Source organism: Candidatus Sungiibacteriota bacterium, assembly GCA_016432465.1.
In the GTDB taxonomy this organism is placed as follows: Bacteria; Patescibacteriota; Minisyncoccia; order Sungbacterales; family HO2-52-23.
On sequence record CP066690.1, the window covers coordinates 270,673 to 294,653 of the forward strand.

The 23,981-nt window shown below is 45.1% G+C and carries 30 protein-coding genes and 8 tRNA genes; 9 read left to right on the plus strand and 29 right to left on the minus strand.

Translation table 11 applies throughout. The features are described from left to right. Window positions 1-156: 156 nt before the first annotated feature. The 3 genes from HYW89_01340 to HYW89_01350 form a co-directional block, all read right to left on the minus strand. Window positions 157-534 carry a hypothetical protein gene (locus HYW89_01340; GenBank protein ID QQG45558.1) on the minus strand — a complete coding sequence of 126 codons (378 nt, stop codon included), beginning with the start codon at window positions 532-534 and terminating at the stop codon, window positions 157-159. A 29-nt stretch (window positions 535-563) separates the two neighbouring features. Then, window positions 564-634 (minus strand) — tRNA-Gly (locus HYW89_01345). A gap of 182 nt (window positions 635-816) precedes the next feature. Continuing rightward, window positions 817-888 (minus strand) — tRNA-Phe (locus HYW89_01350). Between the two features lie 159 nt (window positions 889-1,047). On the opposite strand from HYW89_01350, the gene HYW89_01355 reads away from it, so the two are divergent. After that, window positions 1,048-1,869, plus strand: a complete 822-nt coding sequence (locus HYW89_01355; GenBank protein ID QQG45559.1) for a hypothetical protein — start codon at window positions 1,048-1,050, stop codon at window positions 1,867-1,869. Window positions 1,870-2,109: 240 nt separating this feature from the next. Here HYW89_01355 and HYW89_01360 read toward each other — a convergent pair whose 3' ends face one another. The 11 genes from HYW89_01360 to HYW89_01410 all read right to left on the minus strand — a co-directional run bounded on the left by HYW89_01360 (window position 2,110) and on the right by HYW89_01410 (window position 8,963). Then, window positions 2,110-2,373, minus strand: a complete 264-nt coding sequence (locus HYW89_01360; protein QQG45560.1) for a hypothetical protein — start codon at window positions 2,371-2,373, stop codon at window positions 2,110-2,112. A 258-nt stretch (window positions 2,374-2,631) separates the two neighbouring features. Beyond that, window positions 2,632-3,603: a hypothetical protein gene (locus tag HYW89_01365; GenBank protein QQG45561.1), complete on the minus strand. Its 972-nt coding sequence runs from the start codon at window positions 3,601-3,603 to the stop codon at window positions 2,632-2,634. A gap of 309 nt (window positions 3,604-3,912) precedes the next feature. Next, window positions 3,913-3,997: transfer RNA gene (locus HYW89_01370), tRNA-Leu, on the minus strand. Between the two features lie 4 nt (window positions 3,998-4,001). Beyond that, window positions 4,002-4,418 (minus strand): 50S ribosomal protein L19, encoded by a 417-nt coding sequence (gene rplS, locus HYW89_01375; GenBank protein ID QQG45562.1) that lies wholly within the window; start codon window positions 4,416-4,418, stop codon window positions 4,002-4,004. Window positions 4,419-4,431: 13 nt separating this feature from the next. Beyond that, window positions 4,432-5,133: an RluA family pseudouridine synthase gene (locus tag HYW89_01380; GenBank protein ID QQG45563.1), complete on the minus strand. Its 702-nt coding sequence runs from the start codon at window positions 5,131-5,133 to the stop codon at window positions 4,432-4,434. 1 nt (window position 5,134) lies between these two features. Then, window positions 5,135-5,506 (minus strand): hypothetical protein, encoded by a 372-nt coding sequence (locus tag HYW89_01385; protein ID QQG45564.1) that lies wholly within the window; start codon window positions 5,504-5,506, stop codon window positions 5,135-5,137. A 3-nt stretch (window positions 5,507-5,509) separates the two neighbouring features. Then, a complete protein-coding gene (locus tag HYW89_01390) occupies window positions 5,510-6,103 on the minus strand; it encodes an RNA polymerase sigma factor (protein ID QQG45565.1) in 594 nt (197 codons plus the stop codon). A 142-nt stretch (window positions 6,104-6,245) separates the two neighbouring features. After that, complete coding sequence (gene argH / locus HYW89_01395; GenBank protein QQG45566.1) at window positions 6,246-7,424, minus strand: argininosuccinate lyase; 1,179 nt, start codon at window positions 7,422-7,424, stop codon at window positions 6,246-6,248. A gap of 139 nt (window positions 7,425-7,563) precedes the next feature. Then, on the minus strand, window positions 7,564-8,745 hold the full coding sequence (locus HYW89_01400) for a hypothetical protein (protein ID QQG45567.1): 1,182 nt from the start codon (window positions 8,743-8,745) through the stop codon (window positions 7,564-7,566). Between the two features lie 46 nt (window positions 8,746-8,791). Further along, window positions 8,792-8,862, minus strand: a tRNA-Ala gene (locus HYW89_01405). A gap of 29 nt (window positions 8,863-8,891) precedes the next feature. After that, window positions 8,892-8,963: transfer RNA gene (locus HYW89_01410), tRNA-Arg, on the minus strand. A gap of 123 nt (window positions 8,964-9,086) precedes the next feature. On the opposite strand from HYW89_01410, the gene HYW89_01415 reads away from it, so the two are divergent. Continuing rightward, on the plus strand, window positions 9,087-10,160 hold the full coding sequence (locus HYW89_01415) for a trypsin-like peptidase domain-containing protein (protein ID QQG45568.1): 1,074 nt from the start codon (window positions 9,087-9,089) through the stop codon (window positions 10,158-10,160). A gap of 6 nt (window positions 10,161-10,166) precedes the next feature. Here HYW89_01415 and HYW89_01420 read toward each other — a convergent pair whose 3' ends face one another. The 4 genes from HYW89_01420 to HYW89_01435 form a co-directional block, all read right to left on the minus strand. Beyond that, window positions 10,167-10,544, minus strand: coding sequence for a response regulator (locus tag HYW89_01420; GenBank protein QQG45569.1), 378 nt, complete (start codon window positions 10,542-10,544; stop codon window positions 10,167-10,169). Between the two features lie 62 nt (window positions 10,545-10,606). Next, window positions 10,607-10,677 (minus strand) — tRNA-His (locus tag HYW89_01425). Between the two features lie 254 nt (window positions 10,678-10,931). Beyond that, window positions 10,932-11,117: a hypothetical protein gene (locus tag HYW89_01430; protein QQG45570.1), complete on the minus strand. Its 186-nt coding sequence runs from the start codon at window positions 11,115-11,117 to the stop codon at window positions 10,932-10,934. A gap of 20 nt (window positions 11,118-11,137) precedes the next feature. Further along, window positions 11,138-11,506, minus strand: coding sequence for an HNH endonuclease (locus HYW89_01435; GenBank protein ID QQG45571.1), 369 nt, complete (start codon window positions 11,504-11,506; stop codon window positions 11,138-11,140). 268 nt (window positions 11,507-11,774) lie between these two features. Here HYW89_01435 and hisS point away from each other — a divergent pair, with 268 nt between their 5' ends. Continuing rightward, window positions 11,775-13,127, plus strand: coding sequence for a histidine--tRNA ligase (gene hisS, locus HYW89_01440; GenBank protein QQG45572.1), 1,353 nt, complete (start codon window positions 11,775-11,777; stop codon window positions 13,125-13,127). A gap of 298 nt (window positions 13,128-13,425) precedes the next feature. Here hisS and HYW89_01445 read toward each other — a convergent pair whose 3' ends face one another. From HYW89_01445 to HYW89_01495, 11 genes are all read right to left on the minus strand, one after another. Continuing rightward, window positions 13,426-13,704, minus strand: coding sequence for a type II toxin-antitoxin system RelB/DinJ family antitoxin (locus tag HYW89_01445; protein ID QQG45573.1), 279 nt, complete (start codon window positions 13,702-13,704; stop codon window positions 13,426-13,428). Window positions 13,705-13,772: 68 nt separating this feature from the next. Further along, window positions 13,773-13,845: transfer RNA gene (locus HYW89_01450), tRNA-Arg, on the minus strand. A 17-nt stretch (window positions 13,846-13,862) separates the two neighbouring features. Next, a complete protein-coding gene (locus HYW89_01455) occupies window positions 13,863-14,156 on the minus strand; it encodes a hypothetical protein (protein ID QQG45574.1) in 294 nt (97 codons plus the stop codon). A gap of 4 nt (window positions 14,157-14,160) precedes the next feature. Beyond that, window positions 14,161-14,703 carry a hypothetical protein gene (locus HYW89_01460; GenBank protein ID QQG45575.1) on the minus strand — a complete coding sequence of 181 codons (543 nt, stop codon included), beginning with the start codon at window positions 14,701-14,703 and terminating at the stop codon, window positions 14,161-14,163. A gap of 4 nt (window positions 14,704-14,707) precedes the next feature. Further along, window positions 14,708-15,256 (minus strand): hypothetical protein, encoded by a 549-nt coding sequence (locus HYW89_01465; GenBank protein ID QQG45576.1) that lies wholly within the window; start codon window positions 15,254-15,256, stop codon window positions 14,708-14,710. Next, window positions 15,257-16,342 carry a type IV pilus assembly protein PilM gene (pilM, locus tag HYW89_01470; GenBank protein ID QQG45577.1) on the minus strand — a complete coding sequence of 362 codons (1,086 nt, stop codon included), beginning with the start codon at window positions 16,340-16,342 and terminating at the stop codon, window positions 15,257-15,259. It lies immediately after the preceding gene. A 14-nt stretch (window positions 16,343-16,356) separates the two neighbouring features. After that, a complete protein-coding gene (locus HYW89_01475; protein ID QQG45578.1) occupies window positions 16,357-17,718 on the minus strand; it encodes a hypothetical protein in 1,362 nt (453 codons plus the stop codon). Between the two features lie 4 nt (window positions 17,719-17,722). Next, window positions 17,723-18,400: a hypothetical protein gene (locus tag HYW89_01480; GenBank protein QQG45579.1), complete on the minus strand. Its 678-nt coding sequence runs from the start codon at window positions 18,398-18,400 to the stop codon at window positions 17,723-17,725. Further along, on the minus strand, window positions 18,366-19,397 hold the full coding sequence (locus HYW89_01485; GenBank protein QQG45580.1) for a hypothetical protein: 1,032 nt from the start codon (window positions 19,395-19,397) through the stop codon (window positions 18,366-18,368). The genes HYW89_01480 and HYW89_01485 overlap by 35 nt, the downstream gene beginning before the upstream one ends. After that, a complete protein-coding gene (locus HYW89_01490) occupies window positions 19,394-20,239 on the minus strand; it encodes a type II secretion system protein (GenBank protein QQG45581.1) in 846 nt (281 codons plus the stop codon). Before HYW89_01490 ends, HYW89_01485 begins: the two co-directional genes overlap by 4 nt. A 240-nt stretch (window positions 20,240-20,479) precedes the next feature. After that, complete coding sequence (locus HYW89_01495; GenBank protein ID QQG45582.1) at window positions 20,480-21,715, minus strand: type II secretion system F family protein; 1,236 nt, start codon at window positions 21,713-21,715, stop codon at window positions 20,480-20,482. Window positions 21,716-21,777: 62 nt separating this feature from the next. On the opposite strand from HYW89_01495, the gene HYW89_01500 reads away from it, so the two are divergent. The 6 genes from HYW89_01500 (at window position 21,778) to HYW89_01525 (ending at window position 23,958) form a co-directional block, all read left to right on the plus strand. After that, window positions 21,778-21,864 (plus strand) — tRNA-Ser (locus tag HYW89_01500). Window positions 21,865-22,272: 408 nt separating this feature from the next. Next, on the plus strand, window positions 22,273-22,467 hold the full coding sequence (locus HYW89_01505) for a hypothetical protein (protein ID QQG45583.1): 195 nt from the start codon (window positions 22,273-22,275) through the stop codon (window positions 22,465-22,467). Window positions 22,468-22,657: 190 nt separating this feature from the next. Further along, window positions 22,658-23,038, plus strand: coding sequence for a hypothetical protein (locus tag HYW89_01510; protein ID QQG45584.1), 381 nt, complete (start codon window positions 22,658-22,660; stop codon window positions 23,036-23,038). Window positions 23,039-23,123: 85 nt separating this feature from the next. Then, the gene (locus HYW89_01515) at window positions 23,124-23,483 is read left to right on the plus strand and encodes a phosphoribosyltransferase (protein ID QQG45585.1); all 360 of its coding nucleotides are present in this window, start codon (window positions 23,124-23,126) and stop codon (window positions 23,481-23,483) included. Window positions 23,484-23,516: 33 nt separating this feature from the next. Then, window positions 23,517-23,726, plus strand: coding sequence for a hypothetical protein (locus HYW89_01520; GenBank protein QQG45586.1), 210 nt, complete (start codon window positions 23,517-23,519; stop codon window positions 23,724-23,726). Next, window positions 23,701-23,958: a GIY-YIG nuclease family protein gene (locus HYW89_01525; GenBank protein QQG45587.1), complete on the plus strand. Its 258-nt coding sequence runs from the start codon at window positions 23,701-23,703 to the stop codon at window positions 23,956-23,958. The genes HYW89_01520 and HYW89_01525 overlap by 26 nt, the downstream gene beginning before the upstream one ends. Window positions 23,959-23,981: the final 23 nt, after the last annotated feature.

Consider the following 23,981-nt stretch of genomic DNA (forward strand, 5'->3'; position numbering starts at 1 on the left):
CGCCATTGACGGGACGAAGGAGGAGAACCCGCAACCCGCCTCCGCTAAAGCTACGGATGGGCAGGGATTTCTGAAATAGAAACGGCGATTGATGCGCGAAGGTGTAAAAAGTCTAATATTGTACGGGTTAGTTAATGGTGTTTGTAACCTGGTTTCTTAACGCTTCCTTTCCATCTCTCCCCAGGGATGGGGACGTTCCTTCGCATCAATGAGTTCTCTAAAGTGTTCGTGTCCTAGGCCAAAGTAATGCTCTAAACTTTTTCTCCCTTCAGGATTGGCAGAATGCACTCGTAACTCTGGATTTTCAGCAAATATTTCAGGGTGTGTTTCTGTTAACCATTTTGCTATCTCCCATCCTTCCATTTCTCCTTCGCCTAAGTCATTATCAAAACTCAAACCCTCAATTTTTTCTCCCTCTGCCAATGCCTTTTCTAGTACCCCCTGAAACTCTGTGAAATTCTTAACGCCAACCCAACCTTCGGGTTTCCAGTCTTTCCTTTCGGTTTCAACAAGATCATCTAAAAATATTTTCATAGTTAAAATGCTTAACGAAGTTAAAGAGTTGCGGCCAGCGGTAATCGAAACCGCGTCTGTTCCTTGGCAAGGAACCGTTCTACCACTAAACCATGGCCGCAAATAATAATGTATGCCGGAGGTCGGAATCGTCCCGCACAAATTGCTGCGCAATTTAACGGGGTTGCTGTTTGTTGCCAAAATTTTATCGCAGGTGCTCAAAATTTTGGACAAACAGGGAAAACTCCCGACGCCAGCCTCTTCGGGGCAGCACTCTACTTCACCCCGCCAAAATTTTTCTTGTGCCGGGTCCCAGAGTCGAACTGGGCACGCCTGCCTCTTCAGGGCAGCGCTCTACCGCTGAGCTAACCCGGCAAACAAAAACAACTTTAGTCTATACTAATTTTTTAATTACTTCAAACTTATGAAATAGTCTTGTATTAGCTACGGATACCTAAAAGAACATCCCATATTTACAAGAGTTAACTGTTGTGGTATATTATAATCAGCCGGACGGCACCAAGGAGGTGTTCTTTGAATAAGTTTTCTAGTCTTTCGCCGAACATAATATGGGTTGGAGAAGAGGTAGGAGATAGGGAAAAATGGAAAATGCCAGCAGATTGTTTTGAGAAAGAGCTTGGACCGCTCTTTACTCAAATCTATCCCCAACAACCAATTGGTTTTCTACGAGATAGCGGGTATGACCCAATTATCATTGGCTACGTTCATGAAGACGCTAAGGCCCTAAACCTTGTCAAAAAGACCCTTGAGAAATTAAAAGCAGATCAGCCGCAGGGTACTGCAGCTGTAGAGATACTTCCCGTGGAAGGGTTGGACTGTATCATGGCTTTTCATGGTGCCGCTAAAGAGTTCAGAGAGCGCGGAACAATTGAGGGGAAAATACCCAAAGAAGAAGTGATAGCGAGGTTAGAAACCTTCAGAGACCAGCTACTTCAAACCTGGGGCGCAGTGACGCTATGGCTTTTGGAAAACGGATTTCGGGTAATAAATATTGAGCACCCAAATGCGCTGGAATGGGTGCTTAAAAACAAAAATAATCCAAGATTGGTTACCAAAGAATTTGTAGGAATACCTTGGAGCGAGTTCCATCAGTTCTATACCACCATTCGGAGAGATATCTTCGGTTTGAGTATACTAAGAAGAGAAAGACCAGAAATTATATTTGTAGGTTTATCTCACGCCATTAAATACGATCTGCTGCTGGGGAGAAACGGCGAGAGAAGTTACTATTTTCTTGATTACCAATTCCTCCAACACTTACTACCCTCGGGAATGGAAACAATTCTTTTGTGGTTGAAGGCAGCCCATGAACTATATCTCAGAGAAGGTTGGTAATTCAAAAATTAACCGCGTGGTTCGCCACTGCGGTTTTTTGATTTAGTGATTTTTGGGATGATTGTTTCTCCGAGTTCTTTGGCGGTATTCAATCCAAAAATCCAAAAAACTAATATCTAAAGAATAACTAATTTTTATGAAAATTGCAACGATTTCATTTATATAAAAAGTACGAGCCCCGTGCAGAAACGTGTTCCGCAAAGGGCTCGTGATGGTGAAATGACGGGAACGCAGTCCCTATCACATGAATAGATGGACAACCCATCCGACAGCGATGGCGAGCACGGGCTTGATGACTTCGTAAATGAGAAGTTCCTTTGCTTCATCCTTGTCCCGGGGAATGTGCTGTTGCGTCAGGAAACTGATGACGATCCCGACGCCAATGGCCTGCACCAATGAGATCACTGGAAGGCCGAGTGTAGGAACCATGAACCATCCCCACAACAGCTTCAGCGCCACACCGCTCAGCAGGTACGCCACGATGGCGTTAAGGGCAATCACCATCTTGCACCTCCTCAAGGTACTGTATTCTCTACGGCACAATTACCGCAGAGATTACCGGTTTTTCAGGAGTCCGATAATGCTTTTAGTATAGCATATTAGGAGCTATAAGTCAAGCAAACAAAAAAATCAGCATTTCTGCTGTTTCTTGGCCTAAATCTTATAAATTCTATGATTAAAAGTTTTTCTTTTCTTCTTTCAAAATCGCCAATTCGTTTTTCTTGTCCGCCAAAGGCGGATCTGCCTTTGGCATGAGGCGGCTTAATTAGTTCTTTGCCAACTTTCGCCAGCGTTTGAACTTCGATAGATTATACCATCTTCACTAGAAACAGTAAGTTCTTCAGAATTTTTAGAATTGATGGCAATAGCAGTAATCTTGATACCATTAAGACCGTCGAGTTTTTTCCAGTTTTGTCCAGCATCAGTTGTTTTCCAAGCCCCAGCTTGCGTGCCCGCATACATAATAGTTAAATCTTTATGAAGAGTGGCGAGCGTATAAACTGTTGTGTTGTCAAAAACATTCGTTGTTTTTGTCCAGCCGCAAAAACAACTAAAAGATTGGGAAACGCCGTCAGCCGTTCCCGCCAAGAGGAGACCCCAATTATCCCAGCCCATAGATTTATCCATCGAAGTTTGTACCGCCATGTATACAAACGACCTTACCCCGGGATTCTCTGGTCCGTCATCCATACGCTTCCACGAAACGCCGCCGTCTTTACTTTTGAACACCCCATTATCAACAGAGTAGGCAAAAAGTAAATCGGGATTACGTTGATTAACCGTCAAGCCATGAATATCCGTACCCTTTATTCCCTCATCAGAACGCATCCAGGTAATACCATCGTCAATACTTTTTATGACACCTAAATCATGCCCACCGGCAAAAATTGTTTTCTGGTTTCGGGGGTCAACCACAATACTCATCCAATCATCAGCGTTGATACTTCCTTTTACCGAAACCTTTTGCCAAGTTTTGCCGTCATTGTTGCTCTTGAATAGTCCGCCATGTGTTCCTAAAAGTAGATTTCCCCTTGAGTCATAGGTAATGGCATGGATATGTTGAGCCACGGGTATTACAGAATTACTAGAACCACTTTTATCACTATGAGACATTACGGTTTTCTTGGCCGAAATATCCCCTAGAGTATTGGTAGACTTATTACTTATTCCCAAAAAATAACCAACGGCTATGGCACCAATAATAAAAACCGGAATTAATAGTTTATTATTCATAAAATTGCGATTAGGGGTTTTTCTTTTATTCTTTCCGTACTGGTGCGCGGGAGAGGACTTGCCTACAATTCTCGCCGGCTTCCGCCGGCTCGGTCGCAGGCCGCCCCTCGCGGTTTTGCTCGCCAACTGCTCGCAAAACATCCCTGCGGTCTTCAAATTCTCACGCAACGCACGCAGGTGCGTTGCTTCCCTGCTCATTCGCTTCGCTCATTGCGCGGGAGAGGATTTGAACCCCGCACTAAAATTTGCACCGGCTCCACCGAAAACAAAAGTGCAAATTTAGTGGCGGGGCATACCTCCACGCCTTAATGCCCAGGGCGGGATTTGAACCCGCACGGCCTTACGGCCACTAGGCCCTCAACCTAGATCGTCTACCAAGTTCCGACACCTGGGCAAAATTATTGAGGCCCAACCTCCGTGGACGATGCCGCTTCTTCCGGGGTCGCCACGGCCTCTGTTTCTTTTTCCTTCCAAATCTGGCCCATTTTCCTGCGCACCTCGCGCGCTGCTTTCTCGCGGATATAATATAGTTTTGCCCGCCGCACTTTGGAACGACGCAAAACTTCAATCTTAGAGATGGTTGGCGCATGAACCGGGAAAACCCTCTCCACGCCAATGCCGTCCACCACCTTGCGGACGGTAAAAGTTGCCGTAATTCCGCGGCCATGTTTTTTAGCGATCACCAAACCCTCAAAAGACGTCAGACGCTCTTTATCTCCTTCTTTGATTTTTTGAACCACACGCACGGTATCGCCCGAGCGGATTTCGGGAAGATCAGAACGAAGATAAGTTTTTTCAATTGCAGTCGTGCTCATACGGCACATGATATCAAAAAACCCGGCGCAACGCAACGGTAAAATCTTGCGGTACGTCTGCTTCAAAATGTAATCTTCGCCCTTCGGGAAAACTAAAGGAGAGAGATCGCGCATGCAGCATCTGGCGATCCGCCCCATCCGGACAACAAACATTTTTACCCCCGTAAATTTTATCGCAGACCACAGGATGACCAATGGCTTTTAAATGCACTCGCAACTGGTGCATACGGCCGGTCTTGGGACTCAACTCCACTAACGAATAATGCTTTCCAAATTTTAAAACCTTATACTCTGTAACCGCCTCTCGCGCCCCACGTATTTTTCTTTTATTCTCCTCTACTCCACGCTTCAGGGGATTTTTTATTACACGGCCAATAGGCAAAGAAATTACTCCCCGTCTTTCTTTGGGTCGTCCGCAAACAATGGCCCAATAAAGCTTTTCAACCAGTCGCTTCTGAAAAAGTTCCTTAAGTTTTTCAAAACTTTTCTGATTTCGCGAAACGACCATAACGCCGGAAGTATCCTTATCCAAACGGTGCACGATACCGGGACGCATTTTGGGATCGTCGCCTACTGCTTTAACTTCGGGGAATTTCTCCAACAAAAAATCGACCACCGTAGGGCCGGATACAGAACTACCGGGGTGAACTGAAATTCCCGGTGGCTTATTTAAGACGATGACGTCCTTATCCAAATAAATTGTCTGTATCTGCACATTACTTAGTCCTGCTGAAGTAATTTTCTTTGACAAGGATAAACCGAAGTACTCCTTGGGTTAACTGACGTATAACAAGCGCCAATAATACAACCACCCCAACACCCAAAACTTTGGCCGCCACTGTTGCATGCGTAAAGGCGGAGGTTAAAAAGACGAAGATCTCAGTGGGATTGGTAAAAAATACCCTAAGTGCGTTCTCTAAAATTCTCTGTACAAAGACAAACCGGCCCAGATAGTAAAGCAGGAGGGAAAAGACGACAATCTCAGCGACGAGCACTGGTAAAAACTTTCGCAGCAGCCAGACGCGATAAATTTTTTGTACGACCTGTCCCCGAAAATTAGGCGGGGCCGCAAATGGTGTTCCGTTCATGGTTTAGTTTGGATTATCTTTTAATCTTTTAAAAAGTTTTTTGGCCCTGAAAAGCCGCATTTTCAAGGTTGGTATAGAAATCTTTTCCTCTTGGGCTATGGTTTTATAAGATTTATCCTGCAGATAGTAACTTGCCAGAACCGTGCGAAGGTGCTCGGGCATTTTATTTAGAACGCTCGCAACCACGGCCTTGGCATCAACGGCAAAAGATAATCGCGTATCAGCCGGTTCCGTATCTCCAATATCCTGAAAAAGAGCCGGATCTTCAACCAAAAATTCTCCCCGTTTAAGCTTCCGATAATGGGTAATGGCGGTATTGATCGTCACCTTGTAAGCCCAGGACTTAAACTCAATTCCCTCCAGTTTCTCAAATTTATCCGCGTTTTTATACATTTTTACAAATGCCTCCTGCACGATATCTTCAGCCTCTTCCCGGCCCCTTACCACACGCCAAGCCGCTCGCATCAACGGCTCCTGATATTTCTCTACAAGTATTTCAAAAACAGCCGGCTCTTTCTGCGCCATCCGCAAAATTTCTTCATCCTTCAGCTCCTCAATCCCCTCGCCGGAATCTTCTTGGAGATACGATTTTGCCATGCACTAAAAAAGACCTCCTACATATATTAATAACCCCTGTCATAACATAGAAAGTCTCATCAGCCACCGTACAACATACAAAAAAAATACGCAATATTGACAAAATCTAATTAAATTGCGGAACAAAACACTTCCTATTCTTTTAACTGTATCTCTTAGCGACAATATTGTAGGCCTCCCTAAAGGGGACCCCTTTTCTGACTAACCCATACACTTCTTTTGTGGCAAAAACATCTTGCGTCAAAGCTTTTTCACAATTTTCTCTGCTAACTTTCAGCTCTTTAAATAACAAAGCCATTACGCTTAAGCTTTCAGTTACCGCTTCTAACCCCTCCATTACCGGCTTTTTGGTTAGCTGCAAATCTCGGTGGTAACCCGAAATTAAATTTCCTATTATGCTTTTAACCTGAAACTCATAGGACGTCACAACATGATATTTGGCCCGCAAAAGCTCCAAAAGGTCAGGATTTTTCTTCTGCGGCATAATGGAGCTGCCGGTACAAAATTCTTTCGGCAGTTCAAAATAACCAAACTCGGGCATACTAAAGATTATCAGGTCGGAAGCGATTTTATTAAGGTCAAGCATAACTTGGCCAAGCGCGTGAAGAAATGTTGCCTCAAATTTCCCCCTACTGTTCTGGGTATAAATAGGGTTTTTCTGGACTGTTTCAAAACCCAAAAGTTCCGCAGAATATTTTCTGTCAATTCTTAACGGCACGCCATAGCCCGCGCCCGTCCCAAGCGGCGACTGATCAATCAACCGTAACGCCAAATCAACTAACTTGATATTGTCTCCCATGGAATCAATAAAGGCATTTCCCCAAAGACTTATGGAAGACGGCATGGCTTTTCTGGTATGCGTATACCCCGGCAATTTTATTTTGCCGTACTTTTTAGTAAATTTTTTTACGGCAGTAACTAATTCGTTCGTTAACCCCTTACAATTATTTAACCTGTCTTTGTAATATAACCGCAGAGTAGTAAGTATCTGGTCATTTCTTGAACGAGCGGTGTGGATTTTCTTTCCCAAGTCGCCCAATTTATGAACTAAGCGGTTTTCAATCGCGGTATGACAGTCCTCCTGTTCTTTCAAAATTTTAAACCTTCCTCTTTGGTCTAACTTTATAATACTCTTTAGTTCCTCAACCAACTTCTGCACTTCTTTGGTTTTTAAAAGACCGACTTTCCCAAGCATTTTTGCGTGAGCAATAGAAACCAAACAGTCGTAGTAAACTAATTTTTGGTCCAGCAGATAATCGTCGCCAACGGTAAAATTTTCTATTTGCTTGTTCAATTTGTATCCCTTTTCCCAAAGTTTCATAAATTTATGATATTAAGCCGTGGGGCAATACAGTTACTTTGACTCGATGGAGAATGTCTGGACAGGTGGCAAACTTTTATGAGGGGGTTGTATGAAGTGATGTTGATTCTTAATCTTTCTTCAGCAGAAACCTTCTTCTCTAGATCAACCATTCCCACTGGATTCTCCAATCCTTTCTAGGAAACATATTGAGATTGGAGGCTATTTTGGTATCCCTTGGGGAATCAAATTTGATACTCATTGAGAACCGATTGGCTTTCTTATACTTCTGATTTTTTCCGAGAGATAGTCTCATAATGAATGCAAATGCAATGTCTTCGAGCAAGGGCAATTTATTTCGAATCTGGTGTAACTCGTCACGATCAATAAGATTGAAGTTTCCATGTGCCAAATCATTTCGGAGACGATAAATTGACTTTCCCTCACTACTGTCGAAAAAGCCTTTGGTAAATTCATGATCTTCACCAAAGACTTTCGCTAACGCCAGCTCCGTTTTAGCCCGTAGACTTCTAATGCATTGAGAATAGGAGCCAGTTACAAAACCAGATGGATCAGCTTGATATAGCGCATCGTGCAACCTTCGAATGCATTCAGCGGTACATTGTTTTCTCTCACTTGCACTCGGAACCTCAATACCGAATTCCTTGCTAGCGTCCAACATTCCGTCAACGAAGACAATGGCGAGGCTCTCAACCGCAATGTAGTAATTCATGAATTGCGTAGATTCATTCGTAGCGCTTCTTCCTGTTGTGTACCAGCTTATTGCTGTATCAATAAAAGCAGCGTCAGCAGTTTTGAGCCCAAGCATGTATTGTCTAAGCTCTTCAAAGTCTTCATCAGATAAATCGCTTTTTCCGTGTCCAGCACCATACACGTCATATTTCTGAAACCAAATAGCTTTTGCCCTTATGCGAAAGGCCATTCGATTCACCAGTACACCAATCACATCCAGAGCATCTCTTATTGTTTCAATCTCATGGTCTAGCAGGTATGCAGTACCATCATATACTACAGTATTGTAACCATGACTATTTGGTGGAACGGGCATCGCGATCTTGTGAAGTTCGATTTTCAGCTTTCCGACGGTTGTAGTGATGAAGTCGTTTGGGATTTCAAAATTAGTTACGACGACAAATTCTATAACTTGATGAGATGTAATGGCTATATAAAAGAGGCATCCATCAATACGCTTATCCTTTTCGTTCTTACATAGCTCTCTTACCTCTCTTTGTATGGGACTTGAATCCCCAACGTAAATAAGCGGCTTCCATTCACCAATGGTATTATACCTGCCGTCTATCGGCTTAAAATTAAGTAACATAGCTAAAAACGAAACAAGTTAATATACGATGGCACAAGTTGATATATGGACCTAGCGAGAATCGAACTCGCGACTAGTCGATGCCATCGACTTATTTTACCACTAAACTATAGGCCCTTTAATTTTTTGATTATATTTTTAATTTTTGCCCCCACCAGGAATCGGACCTGGATCTAGAGCTTAGGAGTCTCTCGTTCTTTCCATTGAACTATGGGGGCATGTTCTGTCCGCTCCGACGCCCTGCGGGGTCGGAGCCCCGACCTCCGACGTAAAACCGGAGCGTCGGGGTTGAACTATGGGGGCTCTTGCTTATACTTTCTCAAGCATGTTACCATAATTTTATGGCTTCCTCAAACTACGAAGAACAAATTATAGGAACAACTAAAAAAGTAATGCCGGCGGTGGTGAGTATTATGGTGGGAAAGGATTACGAAGAACTGCTAAAAGAGCATCCGTATGAACTTATGGTGCCGCACGGCGACCACCTTGACCTTCCTCCTCCCGAGGAAGAACTGCCCCACACCCAAGGCGGCAAAATACGGATAGGCGGAGGTTCAGGATTTCTTGTTGACTCTTCCGGCCTTATTGTTACCAACAAACACGTTGTTCAGGACAAAAACGCGGAATATCTCATAACTGTTGACCGTGAAGGAGACGAGGATGAAACATTCACGGCCAAGGTTCTCGCGCGCGACCCCTTAAATGATGTTGCCATTTTAAAAATTGAAGGCAAGAATCTTCCAACTATTCCCTTGGGGGATTCCGGAAAAATCCAACTGGGACAGACAGTACTCGCGGTGGGAACTGCCTTGGGAGAATTCCAAAACACAGTTTCGGCGGGGATTGTTTCCGGTCTTTCGCGATTTATCACTGCCATCACAGACATGGAAGGACACTCACAGCGTCTCGGCGGTCTAATACAGACCGATGCGGCCATTAACCCCGGAAACTCGGGAGGGCCGCTCGTAAATCTTCAGAGCGAAGCAATAGGTATTAACGCCGCCGTAGTTTTTGGCGCGCAAAATATCGGCTTTGCAATACCTATAAACAAGGCCCGACGCGACTTAGAAGAATTAAAAAAATACGGCAGGATACGCCGACCGTTTCTTGGTATACGTTATATCTTATTAAACCCTGCTATACAAAAACGCTTCCGCCTTCCGGTAGCGCAGGGCGCGCTGGTTCTGCGGGAAGGTATGCCGGGTAAACCGGCTGTTGTCCTCGGCTCCTCGGCCCACAAAGCCGGCATTCAGGAAAAAGACGTTTTATTGGAAATAAACGAAACCGCTATAGGAGAAAAGAAGGGGGTGGAAGAAATACTGGAAAATCTTGAGCTTGGTAAAAAAATTCCCGTAAAAATACTGCGGGATGGGAAAGAAGAACTACTTACGCTTGTTACGGAAGAAAATCTTTAATACCGGCTATCTGCCAAGAGCGCTCTGTATTTTTTCTACAATCTCTTCAAGCGAAAAGTTGGTCTTCACGAGATAATCAAGAGCTCCGAGGCGTTTTGCCTCTTCAACATCTGACCATTCCGCCAAGTTGGAAAGCACAATAACTTTTGTTCCCGGCCCACCCGGCTGGCGGCGAATAGTCCGCAGGGTATCAAAACCGTTTTGATCAGGAAGGAGAATATCCAAAAGTATCAAATCCGGTTTCACCTCCGGAAATTTTTTAATTCCTTCAACTCCTGTCTTGGCCGTAACAACCTCAAAACCGGCTTCCTGCAATTCATGAACCAAAAGACCCACCATAAAGACATCATCTTCTATTAATAGGATTTTTTTATTTTCAGTCATAACCTGATAATACCAGTAAAAATAGTTGACGGTCTATAGTCTACAAAGATTTTCTATAGCTGGGTGTCCAGAGGGAATCGAACCCTCGTAGCCGCCTCCACAGGGCGGAGCTCTACCACTAAGCTATGGACACCGTAAGTCTTTCCTTCTCCGTATTGTAATGATGAACCAGAAAATGGCAATTGTGGCACAACCAACACAAGTTTTTCAGCTTATTATTTTTACGGTTTTGGTCAAAGTGATGAACTACTAGGACCTGTAAATCTCTTTGACAACATAATCTACAAACCGGCGGAATCCTACTGCGCAGCAGCATATTTTTATACGCATTTTCTCCGTGCCGCCAGTTGGCATGACTTGATCCGGTAAAAGTTGAGTGTCTCCACTTCAGTTGACAAGCCCTACTGCAAAAATACTTTTTACTTTTAGACCTATTAAGAAATCTCTTTTGCCTATAAATCTTTTTTCGGCACAGAAAACAGGCCACAATTCTTCCATTCTTTCTGCTCCGACGCTCGCATACCAATGAGCAGTATTTACCCCATCCCTTCTTAAGCCAGTGCGGTTTGGCATAAAAAGGCTTTTTACACAGCCTACAATTTACTTGCGGCACGATTGATTACGTTTAGTATTGTATTACGATGAAGCACAGTGTGACAATTATGGCAGAGCCACATTAAATTACTTATCCTATTATTCAGGTGATTACGGTCTTTATGGTGCACGACCAGTACACGTTTGTCAGTAATCTTGCAGAAACTGCATACTTCTTCTTTTGATGCTCGTCTCAAAAAGGCGCGGTAGGAGCCGCTAGAAAAACCGCCCCTCCAGTTTAAATGCCTTGGTCCGATGTACTGCAGCGTATTACGCCAGATTGTTTGACACGATTTGTTACAAAAATATTTCTTGCTTTTTGATTTTTGTAAATCCGCCCTTGATCTATAAATTGATTTTCCGCACAAAAAGCACGCAAGTATTTTTCCTGTTTTCTGCCCCTCGTTTTTACACTTCAGTGAACAGTACTTGCCCCAGCCGGCCCTTCTAAAGGAGGGTCGCACATAGAATCTGGATTTACAAACCCTACACCGAGTAGCCTGCATGTAACTATAGTATAGACGCAAAGAATGAAAATGGCAAACAGGGGGCTTCAGGTTATCCACAACCTCTCGTGATAACAAAGGGGATTACGGGAATTTGTAAAATATAGCTTTGGGTGGTATCATCTCCTATATGGCAAAACCAAAAACTGATAAAAATAAAGAGGCGTCAAAAGCGAAAAAAATCAAACCGGAACTGCCGGGCGGATTTCGCGACTTCGGACCGGCCGAGGCCATAATCAAACAGCGGTTGATTGAGCGTCTGCGAAAAACTTTTGAGGACTTTGGTTTTGACCCCATAGAAACTCCGGCGGTGGAACGAACAGAAATACTTACCGGCGGCGAAAAAGAATCGCAGAAAATTATCTTTAACGTAAAAGGGTCAAAGGAGAAAAAATCGGATATGTCGCTTCGGTTTGACCTTACTGTTCCTTTGGCGCGCTTTTTGGCGGCCAATCCGGAAACCCCCAAACCCTTTCGCCGTTACCAAATTGGTCGCGCGTGGCGCGGCGAATCGCCCCAAGCCGGCCGTTACCGCGAATTTACCCAAGCCGATATTGATATTGTCGGCTCCTCTTCTATGGAAGCGGATTCAGAAATTACTGCCCTTGTTTATCAGATTTTTAAAAATCTTGGTATTAAACGATTCGTTATCAAAATCAACAACCGCAAAATTTTAAACGGCCTTCCGCAACTTGCCGGCTTTCCCGAAAAAAAACTCCTGGAGACCCTGCGTATTATAGACAAAAAAGATAAAATCGGCGAGGCGGCGGTCAAAAAAGAACTGACAAAACTATTAAAAAAGAAAGCCGCCGAAAAAGTGGAAGAGTTCATCGGGCTTTCCGGCGACACCAAAAATAAACTTATGCGCGCTCGCGAACTTTTTCGTGAAAATAAAGAAGCTGCGGAGGGGGTGGACGAACTCGTGGAGATAGCAAGAAATCTTAATGCTTCCGGCGTTGACCCCAACAACTGGAAAATTGATTTTTCCACTGTCCGGGGACTGGATTATTACACCGGCCCTGTTTTTGAGACAGTGCTTCTTGCGACTCCGGAATACGGAAGCGTAGCCTCGGGCGGACGATATGACAACCTTATGATCCCTTTCACTGGTCAGAAAATTCCAGCCGTAGGGATTTCTATAGGAGTAGATCGCTTTCTTGCGGCCTTGGATAAATTGGGGCTCCTGAAAAAGAGGCCAACCAGGGTGAAAATATTGATCCTGAATCTTGGCCCTGAATTTAGACCCGAATACTTCTCGTTTGCCAAAAATCTGCGTGGAGCAAACTTAAATACGGAACTTTATGTGGGAGACGACCGCTCTTTTCAAGCCCAACTGGCTTACGCTGTAAAAAAAGAAATCCCGTATGTTTTGATCTACGGAGATCAGGACAGAAAAAAAGGCGTGGTGACCATCAGGAATCTCGTTACGCGCGAGCAAAAAGAAATCCCCAAAGGAAATATCCTGCTGTATTTCAAAAAATAACCGCTTCCCGCAAATTCTCAGCCAGAGGCTGATTCGCCTTTGACGGAAAATAGGGTTCGAGTCCCGATGGCAAGCCACCGAGGATCCTCGACAAAGTCGGGATCGGTGTTTTTCTCTGGGTTTTTCTATTGTTCCTATACTTTAACTTCTGCGGCGATAGTCGCCTCTTTCCTTTTTCATAAAAATATCGGCGATCTCGGACGCAACGAGATACGTCTCATGGGAGACGAAACATCTTTTTAACTCGCGATATGGACAGTAATTTTTGATTCTTCGGGTCAGCCAGCGCTTCGGCCAATCATGCCGTATCTTTTAGGTACTCATCCATTTCCTCTGCCGTGGAAAAAGCCGGGGAGATATTTTTCCAATTACGAAAGTCTTTACTGGCCCGACGGAGAAGCTCTGCGGTTTTTTTATTGGGTCGCAGCGGTACGAAAAAATTTACCCGCGGTTCGCGGCCTAACTGTTTGAGGTACACGTTAACTATGGTGCTAAGCGGTATACCGAGCTCTTTGGCCACTTTCTGCGCCCGCTTCTTCACGTCTACGTCGGCCTTTATACTGATTAGGGTTTTCATACATCTATAGTATATACAACGGTCGTTATGTGTTAAGCCGCAAGCGGCCGCATTGTTTTTCTAAAACTTCCGCCCAGAGGGACTTGGACCCCCAACCTTCTCCTTAGAACGGAGTTGCTCTGTCCATTGAGCTATGGGCGGACTTTCAAAATTATAATCTATTTTTTAGTATTTGTCACCTTTAAAAGCTCATTAAATTTTTTATCGCGCTCATCCAGAATATTAATAACTTCTTCCAGCCCGTCCTTGGTCAATATTTGAGTGGCCGCGGTAACTTCTTCCGGTACCTGCGGAACAAAAACCGTGCGATAAAAAATATAGCCGTCCAAAAGTACTAAAATCAAAGAGAGAGCCATAAGTATCAAAACCCACGCAAAAATAACGTTGTCTTCGCTTAAATTACGTGGTCCCAACAAGGGTATTTTATTTTTAAAACTTGGGAGAACTCTCATAAATCTATAGCGCCCTTACGCTTATTAACAAAATAATACGGCTTGCGGGTCCAATCGTTTTACTTGATGCTGTTGTTTCGCGGCCCAGTTTTTGAAATATAAGTTCCTCTGGACGAATTTCAAACGGCGCAAGCTCAAGCAGTCTCAAGTATTGACGCGTGCTACTTTCGCTCCCATCAATAGTAACGCGGAAAAATAGAGCTTTCCCCTTGCTTTTTATCTCATCAAAATCAAGGGCCATGAGATTATTGGTCTTTTTGGCCATGCCCTCCAGAAATTCTATAAAAGCAACCGGCCGTTCGCGATCAACCGTAAAAGCTTCAATCCGGGAAAAATCTTTGACGCGGTCCTCAAGGAATTTTGTGGAAACACGGGCCGACTTTCGTTCTTCCTCCAGTAAAACAATGCCCGCTTTTGTTTTTTTAATATTTTCTGACGCCTCGCGCACCGAATTCCCCAACCACAAGAAAAACAGCAAAAAACCAACCGCAAGAAATACAACAACCGAGGTGTAAATTATTATTTTTTTGTATTCGTGGGAATTCATAAAATCACAGGGAGTGAAGAACTTTAAGTTTTCCTTGCAGAGTAAAATCAATGTTTTCTTCACGTAGAATGTCGCTCAGACGAAGAGTAATCTCCTGAAACCGGCCCGAGTCGCGCAGGCGTTTCTCATAACTCAACAGGTCGCTTCTGGTTCTGGACCTTCCTACTAATGCCACTAAACCATCTTTTTTAACGGTAACGGCTTCCAGCTTAATCCCGCCCCCGGCTTCTCCAAATAAAAAATCCAAAAAGGACGAGGCGCGAGGCGGAGTTTGGGTAAAACTTTTAATAGCGTCTGCGCTCGTACGCATCTTATGAATACGCGCTAAGGTTATATCAATTCCTAGTTTGCGCGAGGCCTGTTCTTCCAAAATAAGAGACCTCTCAACCTCTTTTTGCTCCAAATACAAAGGCAAAAAAGAAGGTATAAGAAGCACCGAACCAACGCCAAAAGCCGCTGCAGCGCCCAACGCGAAAAGCCGCAGGAGACGTCCTTTTTCTTCCAGCCTTACAGCTCTCTTTTTTTCAGGTGGTAAAAGATTTATAGTAAGCATTTATCTTGCGCCTCGCAGGGCCAAACCAATAGCCGTGGCGTAGGCGAGTGATTGATTTTTGGGTATAGGCGGGACAACAGGACCGCCCATTTTTCTAAGTACGATAAAAGGGTCCGTATGGTGCACCGGAATTTTAAGGGCACTCGCAAGATATGTATCAAGCCCGTAAAGATTGGCGTCGCCGCCGGAAAGAAGAATAGAAGCGACGCCGGGACTTGCGCCATGCAAATGCGCCGCGTGACTTTCGTAGTAAGCAACCGCGTGTTTCAGCTCTTCGGCAAGCGTGGAGACCAGCGGCGAAAGGGCCGTAAAAATTTTTCCCTCAAAAGCTTTTTTGTTAAGCCCAAACTCTTTCTTCAGCGCCGTAGCTTTTTCTTCGCTCACGGCAAGGGCCTTCACAATATTTTCTTCAATAACGCGCCCCCCTAAATCAACCGTGCGCGTAAATACGATGGCGCCCCCAGAAACTATAATAAAACTTGTGCGGTTGCGCCCCATATCTACTATTATTTTAGCCTCGTGCGTCCTGACTTCAGGGACCACGGCGCGAATAACCGCCTGTAGCTCCAGCTCAAGCGCAACTGGCCTAAATCCCACTCGGGAAAGCACTCGCACATAAGAATCTACGGTGGTTTTGGGATAAGCCGTAATCACTACGTCAAAATGGTCCAAGTGATCTTCCAACGGCTCAACTATTTCGTAATCAAAAACCAAGTCCTCAACCGGCATAGGAACATTGGCCTCAATCTCCCAACGGACAGCTCCGGCGACTTCATCCCTTTTCACGCGGGGAAGCTGTATAAGACGAAGGAAACTTTTTTCTTCCGGCAGAGAAGCAACCACAAATGACGAGCGAAGCTCGCGCCCCTCCTTACCAAGCCATGAGGATAAAATTTTAACCAGCGCTTCTTCGTCTTTCACTTCCCCACCAACAATCAGGTTTGCTGGAATCGTAAATTCCCCGAATAAACTAAGAAGGCCCCCCGAGCGCAGTTTTATATATTTTATAGAGGTGTCGGAAATATCCAGCCCAACCACGGGAAACTTTATGAGCGAGCGCACCAGATTTACAATTTTTTCCTTCATAAGTATATTATACCCTACTCTACCTCTTTCCAGTATTTTAAGTCGGCACCGCCTACGGAACCGGAAGAAAACTTGGTATTAACAAGGTTGCCGTTATATTCAACCGTGGCGCCGTTTTCAAGATGAACCTTGTACCCGACAAGGCTCGTGGCCGTCACGTTATTGTGAAGATAAATCATACCGGAAGAAGCATAAAATATGGCGCCGGTTGCGTTATTATGAAGATCAATCACAGAGTCGTGATGGCCTCCGCCGGAAGCGGTGGTAAGAAGCATAAGAAAACTGCCTGCCGTGCCCGATCCTTGAAAAAGTCCATTATTTTTAATATGCATCCAGCCGTCAGACATAAGCACGCCGGACTTATCTCCAAAAGAGGAATCAAGACGCACGGTTGATCCATTATCAATAGTCACGTTGCATTTTACCCATACTATCCCTTTGAGAACCAGCACTTGGTTGTTGTCTAAAAGAAGATTGGTTTCTATTACTCCGCCGTTCAGGGTATAGGGATTAGTTGGAGGACTCCAGTCCTGACTGCAGGAGCCTGAAGCAACCGTACCAATGACTTGTGCCTCCTGTTTCCACTGAGTAACCGTAGCGTCAGACACAGAAAGAGGAACCGGGGCGGGATTGGAAGGGGGTGGTGTATTTGGAAATTGCTGGCCAAGAATCAAGGTATCGGGATCAATTATTTGGTAATAGCCGTCTCCGTTAATTAACGAGGCTTTTAATTCGTTGGCGTGCGCTCCCAACCCAATTACCGAAGCGTCTATCAGGGTGGTGGAAGAGGCATAACCATCTACTACGCTTGCCGTTATTAAGTTGGCCTGTGCGTTTCCATTTACAACCCCTTTATCAATTTTGGAAGTTCCTGCGGCCACGGCATTGCCGGTAATGGTGGAGTTCGTTGTTCCAATAATATGTCCGTTGGAATAAACACTTCCTTTAACAGTGGAGTTAGACATCATCTCCAATCCTCCTGCTCCAACCTGCGCTCCATAAAGAAGTGGAACATCGGCAGACGAGGCAATTTCAATAAGGGCTTCCAGATTTTTCTGTGATCTGCCAAGTTTTCCTTCGGAGCGTATAGTGCGCTGACTGCCCAGCGTAGTAACTGTCGTTGTGCTTGTGCCATTGCCTACGATAAGGGTTTCGCTTCCGCCAACTTGTTTTCCACTCACCAAACGATAGATCACGTCCTCAAGGCCGCCCTCGGCAATGTACTTCGCCCCAAGAGAGCGGTTGAAAACACGACTGGTATTTACTTCCTGAAAAGAAAAAAAGGCAAACCCGCCTATTATGGTGAGTGAGACAATCACCGTGATCATGGTTACAGTGAGGGCCGCCCAACCGCGTTGTGATCTTAAAATAAACATAAAATCAATAATTACCACGAAGCGCCGTAGTTGAGGTTAAACTAATAGAGCTTGTAAATTTGGGGCGGGCATAACTTACTTCAACGGTCATACGGACTGCTTCCCGCCCCAACCCCTGCGACAAACGTTCCAACCGGAATTTATTAATTTTTACGGAGGCGGCAGAAATGGGAATGGCGGACTGCCCCTCTTGACGCAGCCAAAGCCTGCCGTTATCAACATAATAATCAACGTAGGCCGCGGCGTGCCCAGCCTGAACCCCAACAACCGTTATCAAAGAAAGCTGGCCGGAATCAATGTTAAAACGGCTCGTGGGAGAATAAATCTCTCCTGATTGGGCCAGTGACTTGGTTATCGTTTCCAGTAGCAGGCGGCCGTTGGAAAGAACTTCCCGTTCGGCCCGCGCCCGATAATAAGCGTTAACCGTATTTATGAAAGAATTCACCACAAAAACAAGAAGCAGGCCCAAAAGCGCCACATAGATTATTATCTCAATAAGGGTAAGCCCTTTATCCCCCCACCTTCCCAGAATACCCGCAGCTTGGGAAGTCAGACTTCCCTTGCTGCGGGGATGAATGGGCGCCGTAGAAATCCTTCCCGCGGGGTCCAATACCCCGCTGGGAAGGTGGGGGGATTTATTTTGGCGGTTAATCCTGATCATAGATTTTAAATCCAAAGTCATATTGATCCAGAAGCTGTCCGGAATCACTGGGGTTAGAAAGCCGACCAACATATCTACGAGCTACTCCGCCCGGATAGGGACTTGACGCTGTTTGCTTGTAACCCCAGTAAATCGTTCCTGTTGATCCGGAAAGCGCATCGGTTGAAGATGGAATGCTGCGCAGCCTTATAAAATAGGTGGTTGAGGGGTTAAGAGAAACCAGATCCGGAAAACGGAAAGGCACCCAAGACAAGGTACTACTGGCAATCGTTGGTGAAGTTACGATATTGGAAGTTCCGAGCACCACACCAGTAGGACTTGGCCGCAGTTCCGCATAAATATCGGACGGGGACGCAGTTACCCTCCGTAAAAAAAGCTCAACTTTGGTTACCTGCAGAGATGAACTCAAGGTGGTAAAAGATTGCGCCGGATCTCCGTTGCCTGAATTACCCGACGGAAAATTTGGCAGATCCCCATCCGTAGTCGCATCCTCAAAAGACATCACCTTGCTCTCCTGCGGCGGAGACAAAGATGCCTGAAAATTGGCAATATAGGTTACGAGTTCCACCGTAGATGTGGCCGATGCTTTTTTCCACTCCACGCGCGCAATTGCCTTACGCGTGGACGCGTCAGAAGTTCCGGACGAAGATATACGATCTTGCGCATCACGAAATACTTCTGACAATACTACATACCGATAGTACCTATTGTTAATAAGGGCAGCGGGCGGAGTGGAGCTAAACGTCCACTTGCCGTTGGTAATTGAGGGATAATAAGACGTGGAGTTGGCCAGTACGGCGATGTTGGAACTCCACGACTCATCACGCACGGAACGAACCGCTTCCAGCGCCTCTTCGGCAAGCAATGTTGCTTCCAGATTTTCTTTTTCATTGCGCAATAAACGCACGGCCATAATCCCGACCTGTGCAAATCCAAAAAGCGCTACCGTGATTACCGCGGTTACAACTATAATCTCAATCACGCCAAATCCTTGTTTTAAACGGCGAACATATTTCATGGTTCGCTCATCACGCCTCCAAAAGCGCCGACCGTGACTGTTTGACAATCCGCCCCATAGGTCGCGATCTCGCGCGTGTCAATTGATAACTTTAGTTTTTTATTGTTTTTGCGGCAGTCCCTATCAATATGAAGAGTCGTATTGGTGTCGCTAATTGAAACTGCATGTATACGTAGCGTCTGATTTTGTCCGCCAACCACAATCGTACCTGTCCAATCAAAAATAGTGCGGGGCGGTGCGGGAGTCATAGTTATGGTAGAAACCGTATCTGGATTGGGCGGATCAAAAAACACAAGAGTCGCCGCCACTGAATTCTTAATGCTCCACCCGAGCCCAAAAGAACGATGCCGCGCATCCGCAATACGACTTCCCAGCGCCGCCGGAACACTGCCTGTCTGGTAGGTCTTGCCCGACCCCTCAACAGTAACTGAAAAAGTATTGGCAGAAACAGATGCTGTACGCAAGTCAAAACCGCCGCTCTGGTCGGTAGCTCCGCTTATTTTTTTAAAAACAATTTCCTGTCCGCCTCCGGCAAGGACAATGTTGGCAACTTCAATGCCAGAAGGCAGAGCGTGAACTTCGGTCAAGGTTGATCCGGAAAAAGATGCCCCGCGAAAAAGAGTAAATTGATTTTGTTCTAGTTTAACTCCCCATGGCGAATTATCCTCGCCGCCCAAGGCCCTTGCTTGAGCAAAACGAAGTATGGATAAAACATTTCCTCCGGCAGTGGTAAGGTCGCGCACTCGGCGCGAGTTTGTAAAAGACACCAAACTCACCGCGCCTAAAAGAGCGAGGATGGCAACGGATACAACAACTTCCAATAAGGTAATGCCGCGGCGCATGACTAAATATTACCAAGTGAAGAATAAATCGGCTGCAGCATGGAAATTGCGAAAAAGCCAACTGCTCGTAGCTCGCTCGCCGCAGGCGGCTCGCTCGTACTCTTCAGAAACCCACGGTTTCCGACGCTCCGCTTCAACAAGCTCAGCGTCGCTGCTTTCCTACTCGGGGAAAACCTTCCGCTTTTCCCCGACCCCTTTTTGTGCAGTTGGCTTTTGATCGTCTCTCGCAACATGTTTTAATTAAATATTACCAAGTGAAGAATAAATCGGCTGCAGCATGGAAATTGCGAAAAAGCCAACTGCCGCCCCAATGACAATCATAAGAATCGGTTCAATAATTGTAGAGAGATTTTTGGTGGTATTGGTTACGTCCTCCTCAAAAAAAAGGGCAAGACGCAGCAGCATCTCGGAGACTTTTCCCGTTTCCTCCCCCACTTGTATCATCTGCAGTACAACTGGCTGAAAAATAAGCGGGTGAGCAGCCAGTATCTTGTTTAGTTGTTTCCCTTTTTGAATTTCCGAAGATGCCTCTCGCACCGCATCTTTATAAATAGTGTTCCCCAAGACCGAAGACGTAATCTCAAGCGACCTGACGACGGGAACTCCGGAGGTAAGTAAGTAGGCCAGCGTCCGGCAGAAACGCGCAATGTTGAATTTTTTAATAAGCGCTCCGAAAATGGGAAGCTTTAGACTTATACGATCAAAGATTTCCTTACCTTTTTGGGTTTTCAATATACGTATAAAAATAAAGACCAGCGCCGCCAAGGCGATTAAAAACCAAATAGCATAGTTGAGAATCAGGTCGCTAACAGTAACAATGATTTTGGTGGTAAAAGGAAGTTCCACCCCCAACTCTTTGATGGTTGAAGTCAGCGTCGGCACCACATAAATCATCATAAGAGTTCCCACGCCGAGCAGAACCATAATAATTATGGCCGGATAAAACATTGCGCCCTTCACCCGTTTTTTAAGGTTGTAATCTTTTTTCATCTGGTTGGCAATGAGTTTCAGGACTAATGTAAGTTTTCCTGTTGTTTCGCCCACTTCAACCATGTTTATAAAAAGCGGGCCAAAAACTTTCTCATGCAGACGAAGAGAGTCGGCAAAAGATTTGCCTTTTATAACTGAATTGTTTACCTCGGTTAGTATTTTTTTAAACTTGGGGTTGGCTGACTCTTGGGCCAAAGCGTCTAGAGCGCGTGTCAAAGAAAGTCCGGCCGCGACCATAACCGCAAGATTCCGGGCAAAAAACATTTTGTCCACCACCCCCACGGGCCTAAGACGAGAGAGAAGATCTGAAATATTAATACTAATATTCCACGAAGCCAGCCCAGTTTTTCCTTTTTCTTTGGCTTCCAGCAGAAAAAGCCCTTCGGTTTTGAGGGTCTGCGCAAGGACTTTTTGGTTTTCCGCCTCGCGTTCCCCTTTTACTATTTTCCCATCTTTTGCCGCGGCGGAATATACATAAATAGGCATGAAGTAATTATATCACTTTTCCTTGAGTTTGGCCGAAAAAGATGTTAACATAAGGCGACATGGGTGGGGTCGCATAGTGGTCTAGTGCGGCACGGTGCTAACGTGCTGACCCTTCACGGGGTCCGTGGGTTCGAATCCCACCCCCACCGATTTTGTGGAAATTTTGAGGTGGTTCTTTAGAATTATCTCAAAATTTCCACTGATTAGATGATGGTGGGATTCGAAGGGGCGAAAGCTAAAGGCTTTCGCGGGAAATTTAGCGAGCCAGTGAAACTGTGCGAGCGTTAAAAATTTCCCGGGGTTTGCCGAGGAGGCAAACTGAAAAACGTGAATGTCTTCACGTTTTGAAAACCCGGGCTCCGAAGGAGCGTGTAGCCGTGCGAAGCACGTGCGCAACGCGGGTGAGGAGGAATCCCACCCCCACCGCCAGTTGTTTTATCCATATTTTATGAGGATACTTTAAGCCCGACAGGTGAGACATTCGAACCTATCGCTATTGACACACTAAATCAAAAATGCTATCTTGTGGGATAGAACCAGCGTAGGGAGGTAAGATAATGTGGATGACCGACTACATCAGAGAAATCAAGCGTCAGTTCGTTGAAGTTTATGGGTTTAAGCCCCTGCCAAACAGCACAAAACACGAATACAATGTTGAAGTTCCAGATGGCGAATATCCGATGACCATCGATGGCAAGCTCGACAAAGTGCGCATCGAGAATGGTGGAATCTCTTGTTGTAACTTTGAGTAAGCGGGGATACGTAGCGGTGCGATAACATCAAACCGCTTTTTCATTTGATAATAGCGGCCTTAAGTGATAACTTTGGAATAAAGAAACATTCAGTAGTGGTCTGCCATGCGAACATCGTCCACTACCCTCCGCAGGATTGAGCGCCCGTTCGAGAGACTGGGCGGCCTAAAATTTTTAGTATAATAAGTTTATGTTCAAAGGTTTTATTTTATCCGAATCACTCAAAAACCCTGAAGTTCTCAATCGGCTTGACCACATCTATGTGAAAGTTGAGCATCATCCAGAATTTCTAGAAGAACCGAAAATTTGGCATGATTTTAAGGTACGGGTAGCCGATAAAGATATTAAGAAAGTCTCTAATTTGCTTGCAAAACAGATGAAGCAGACTTGGTATGCTCACTTTTGGGATAAAAAGTCGGTTTATGTAATACTACCCAAAAAGGTTTTTAAAATTCCACTTGAGAAGAAATGGACATCGAAAGAATATCTCAGACTTAAAAGATATGCAGTGCGAAACGGTGTTGAAGAACAATATCTTAATTTCTGGATTCAGAAAGAGGATAAAATTTAAGCGACCGATTCCCCTCAAATCGCCAGTTTTCAAAAACATTGCAATTGCTTGCTGGGACTTGGTTCTAGACCGACTCACACCGCCAATGAAACCAACTATTAATTATTCCTGGAAACAGTTTGACAGCGACGTGAAGAAAATCGCTAAATTATTGCGGGCAAGAAAAAAAGTATTTAATGGTGTGTGGGGGCCGATACGCGGGGGCTTACCTCTTGCTGTATGTCTTTCTCACGCTTTAGGCATACCTTTTCTCCAAAAACCCAACGGAAAGAAAACCCTGATTGTGGATGATATTGCCGACACCGGAAAAACTCTTAAAAAATTTGCCGACAAAAATTATTTTATCGTAACGCTTTTTTACCGTCGGGGATCTGTGTTTAAACCAAATATCTGGCTCCGGGAGAAAAAAGATAAATGGGTAAAGTTCCCTTGGGAGAAAAAATAAGGTGGGTTCGCCTAATGGGTTGAAGCCAACTGCTTGGCTTCAACGGGCGATTTAGGCGAGCGTCCTCGCGAGCCGTTAAAAATCGCCCCGGGTTTCGCCGAGGAGGCGAAACGACACCAGTCTTCCCCGCACTACAATTTTGGAAGCGTGGCCGAGCGGTTTATGGCGCTGGTCTTGCCCGCCAGAGGCGGGTCCGCCTTTGGCGGAAAAACTACTTATGGCTATAACATACATTTTATTTAGTTCCAGTTGCGGTAAATTTTATGTTGGTTCTTCACGAAATGATAATATACGGGTTCGCCTTTCTGCCCACAATGCCGGACGAGTAAAATCTACTAAATCCTATAGACCGTGGACTATTGTTACAACAGAAAAACTTCAGAGCTATTCTGATGCCAGAAAAAGAGAACTGTTTCTCAAGTCAGGTGTTGGGCGAAAATTGATAGCAGAGAAATTTGGATTTTTGAAAAGTTAATATGTGTGGCGGGCTTGGTAGGG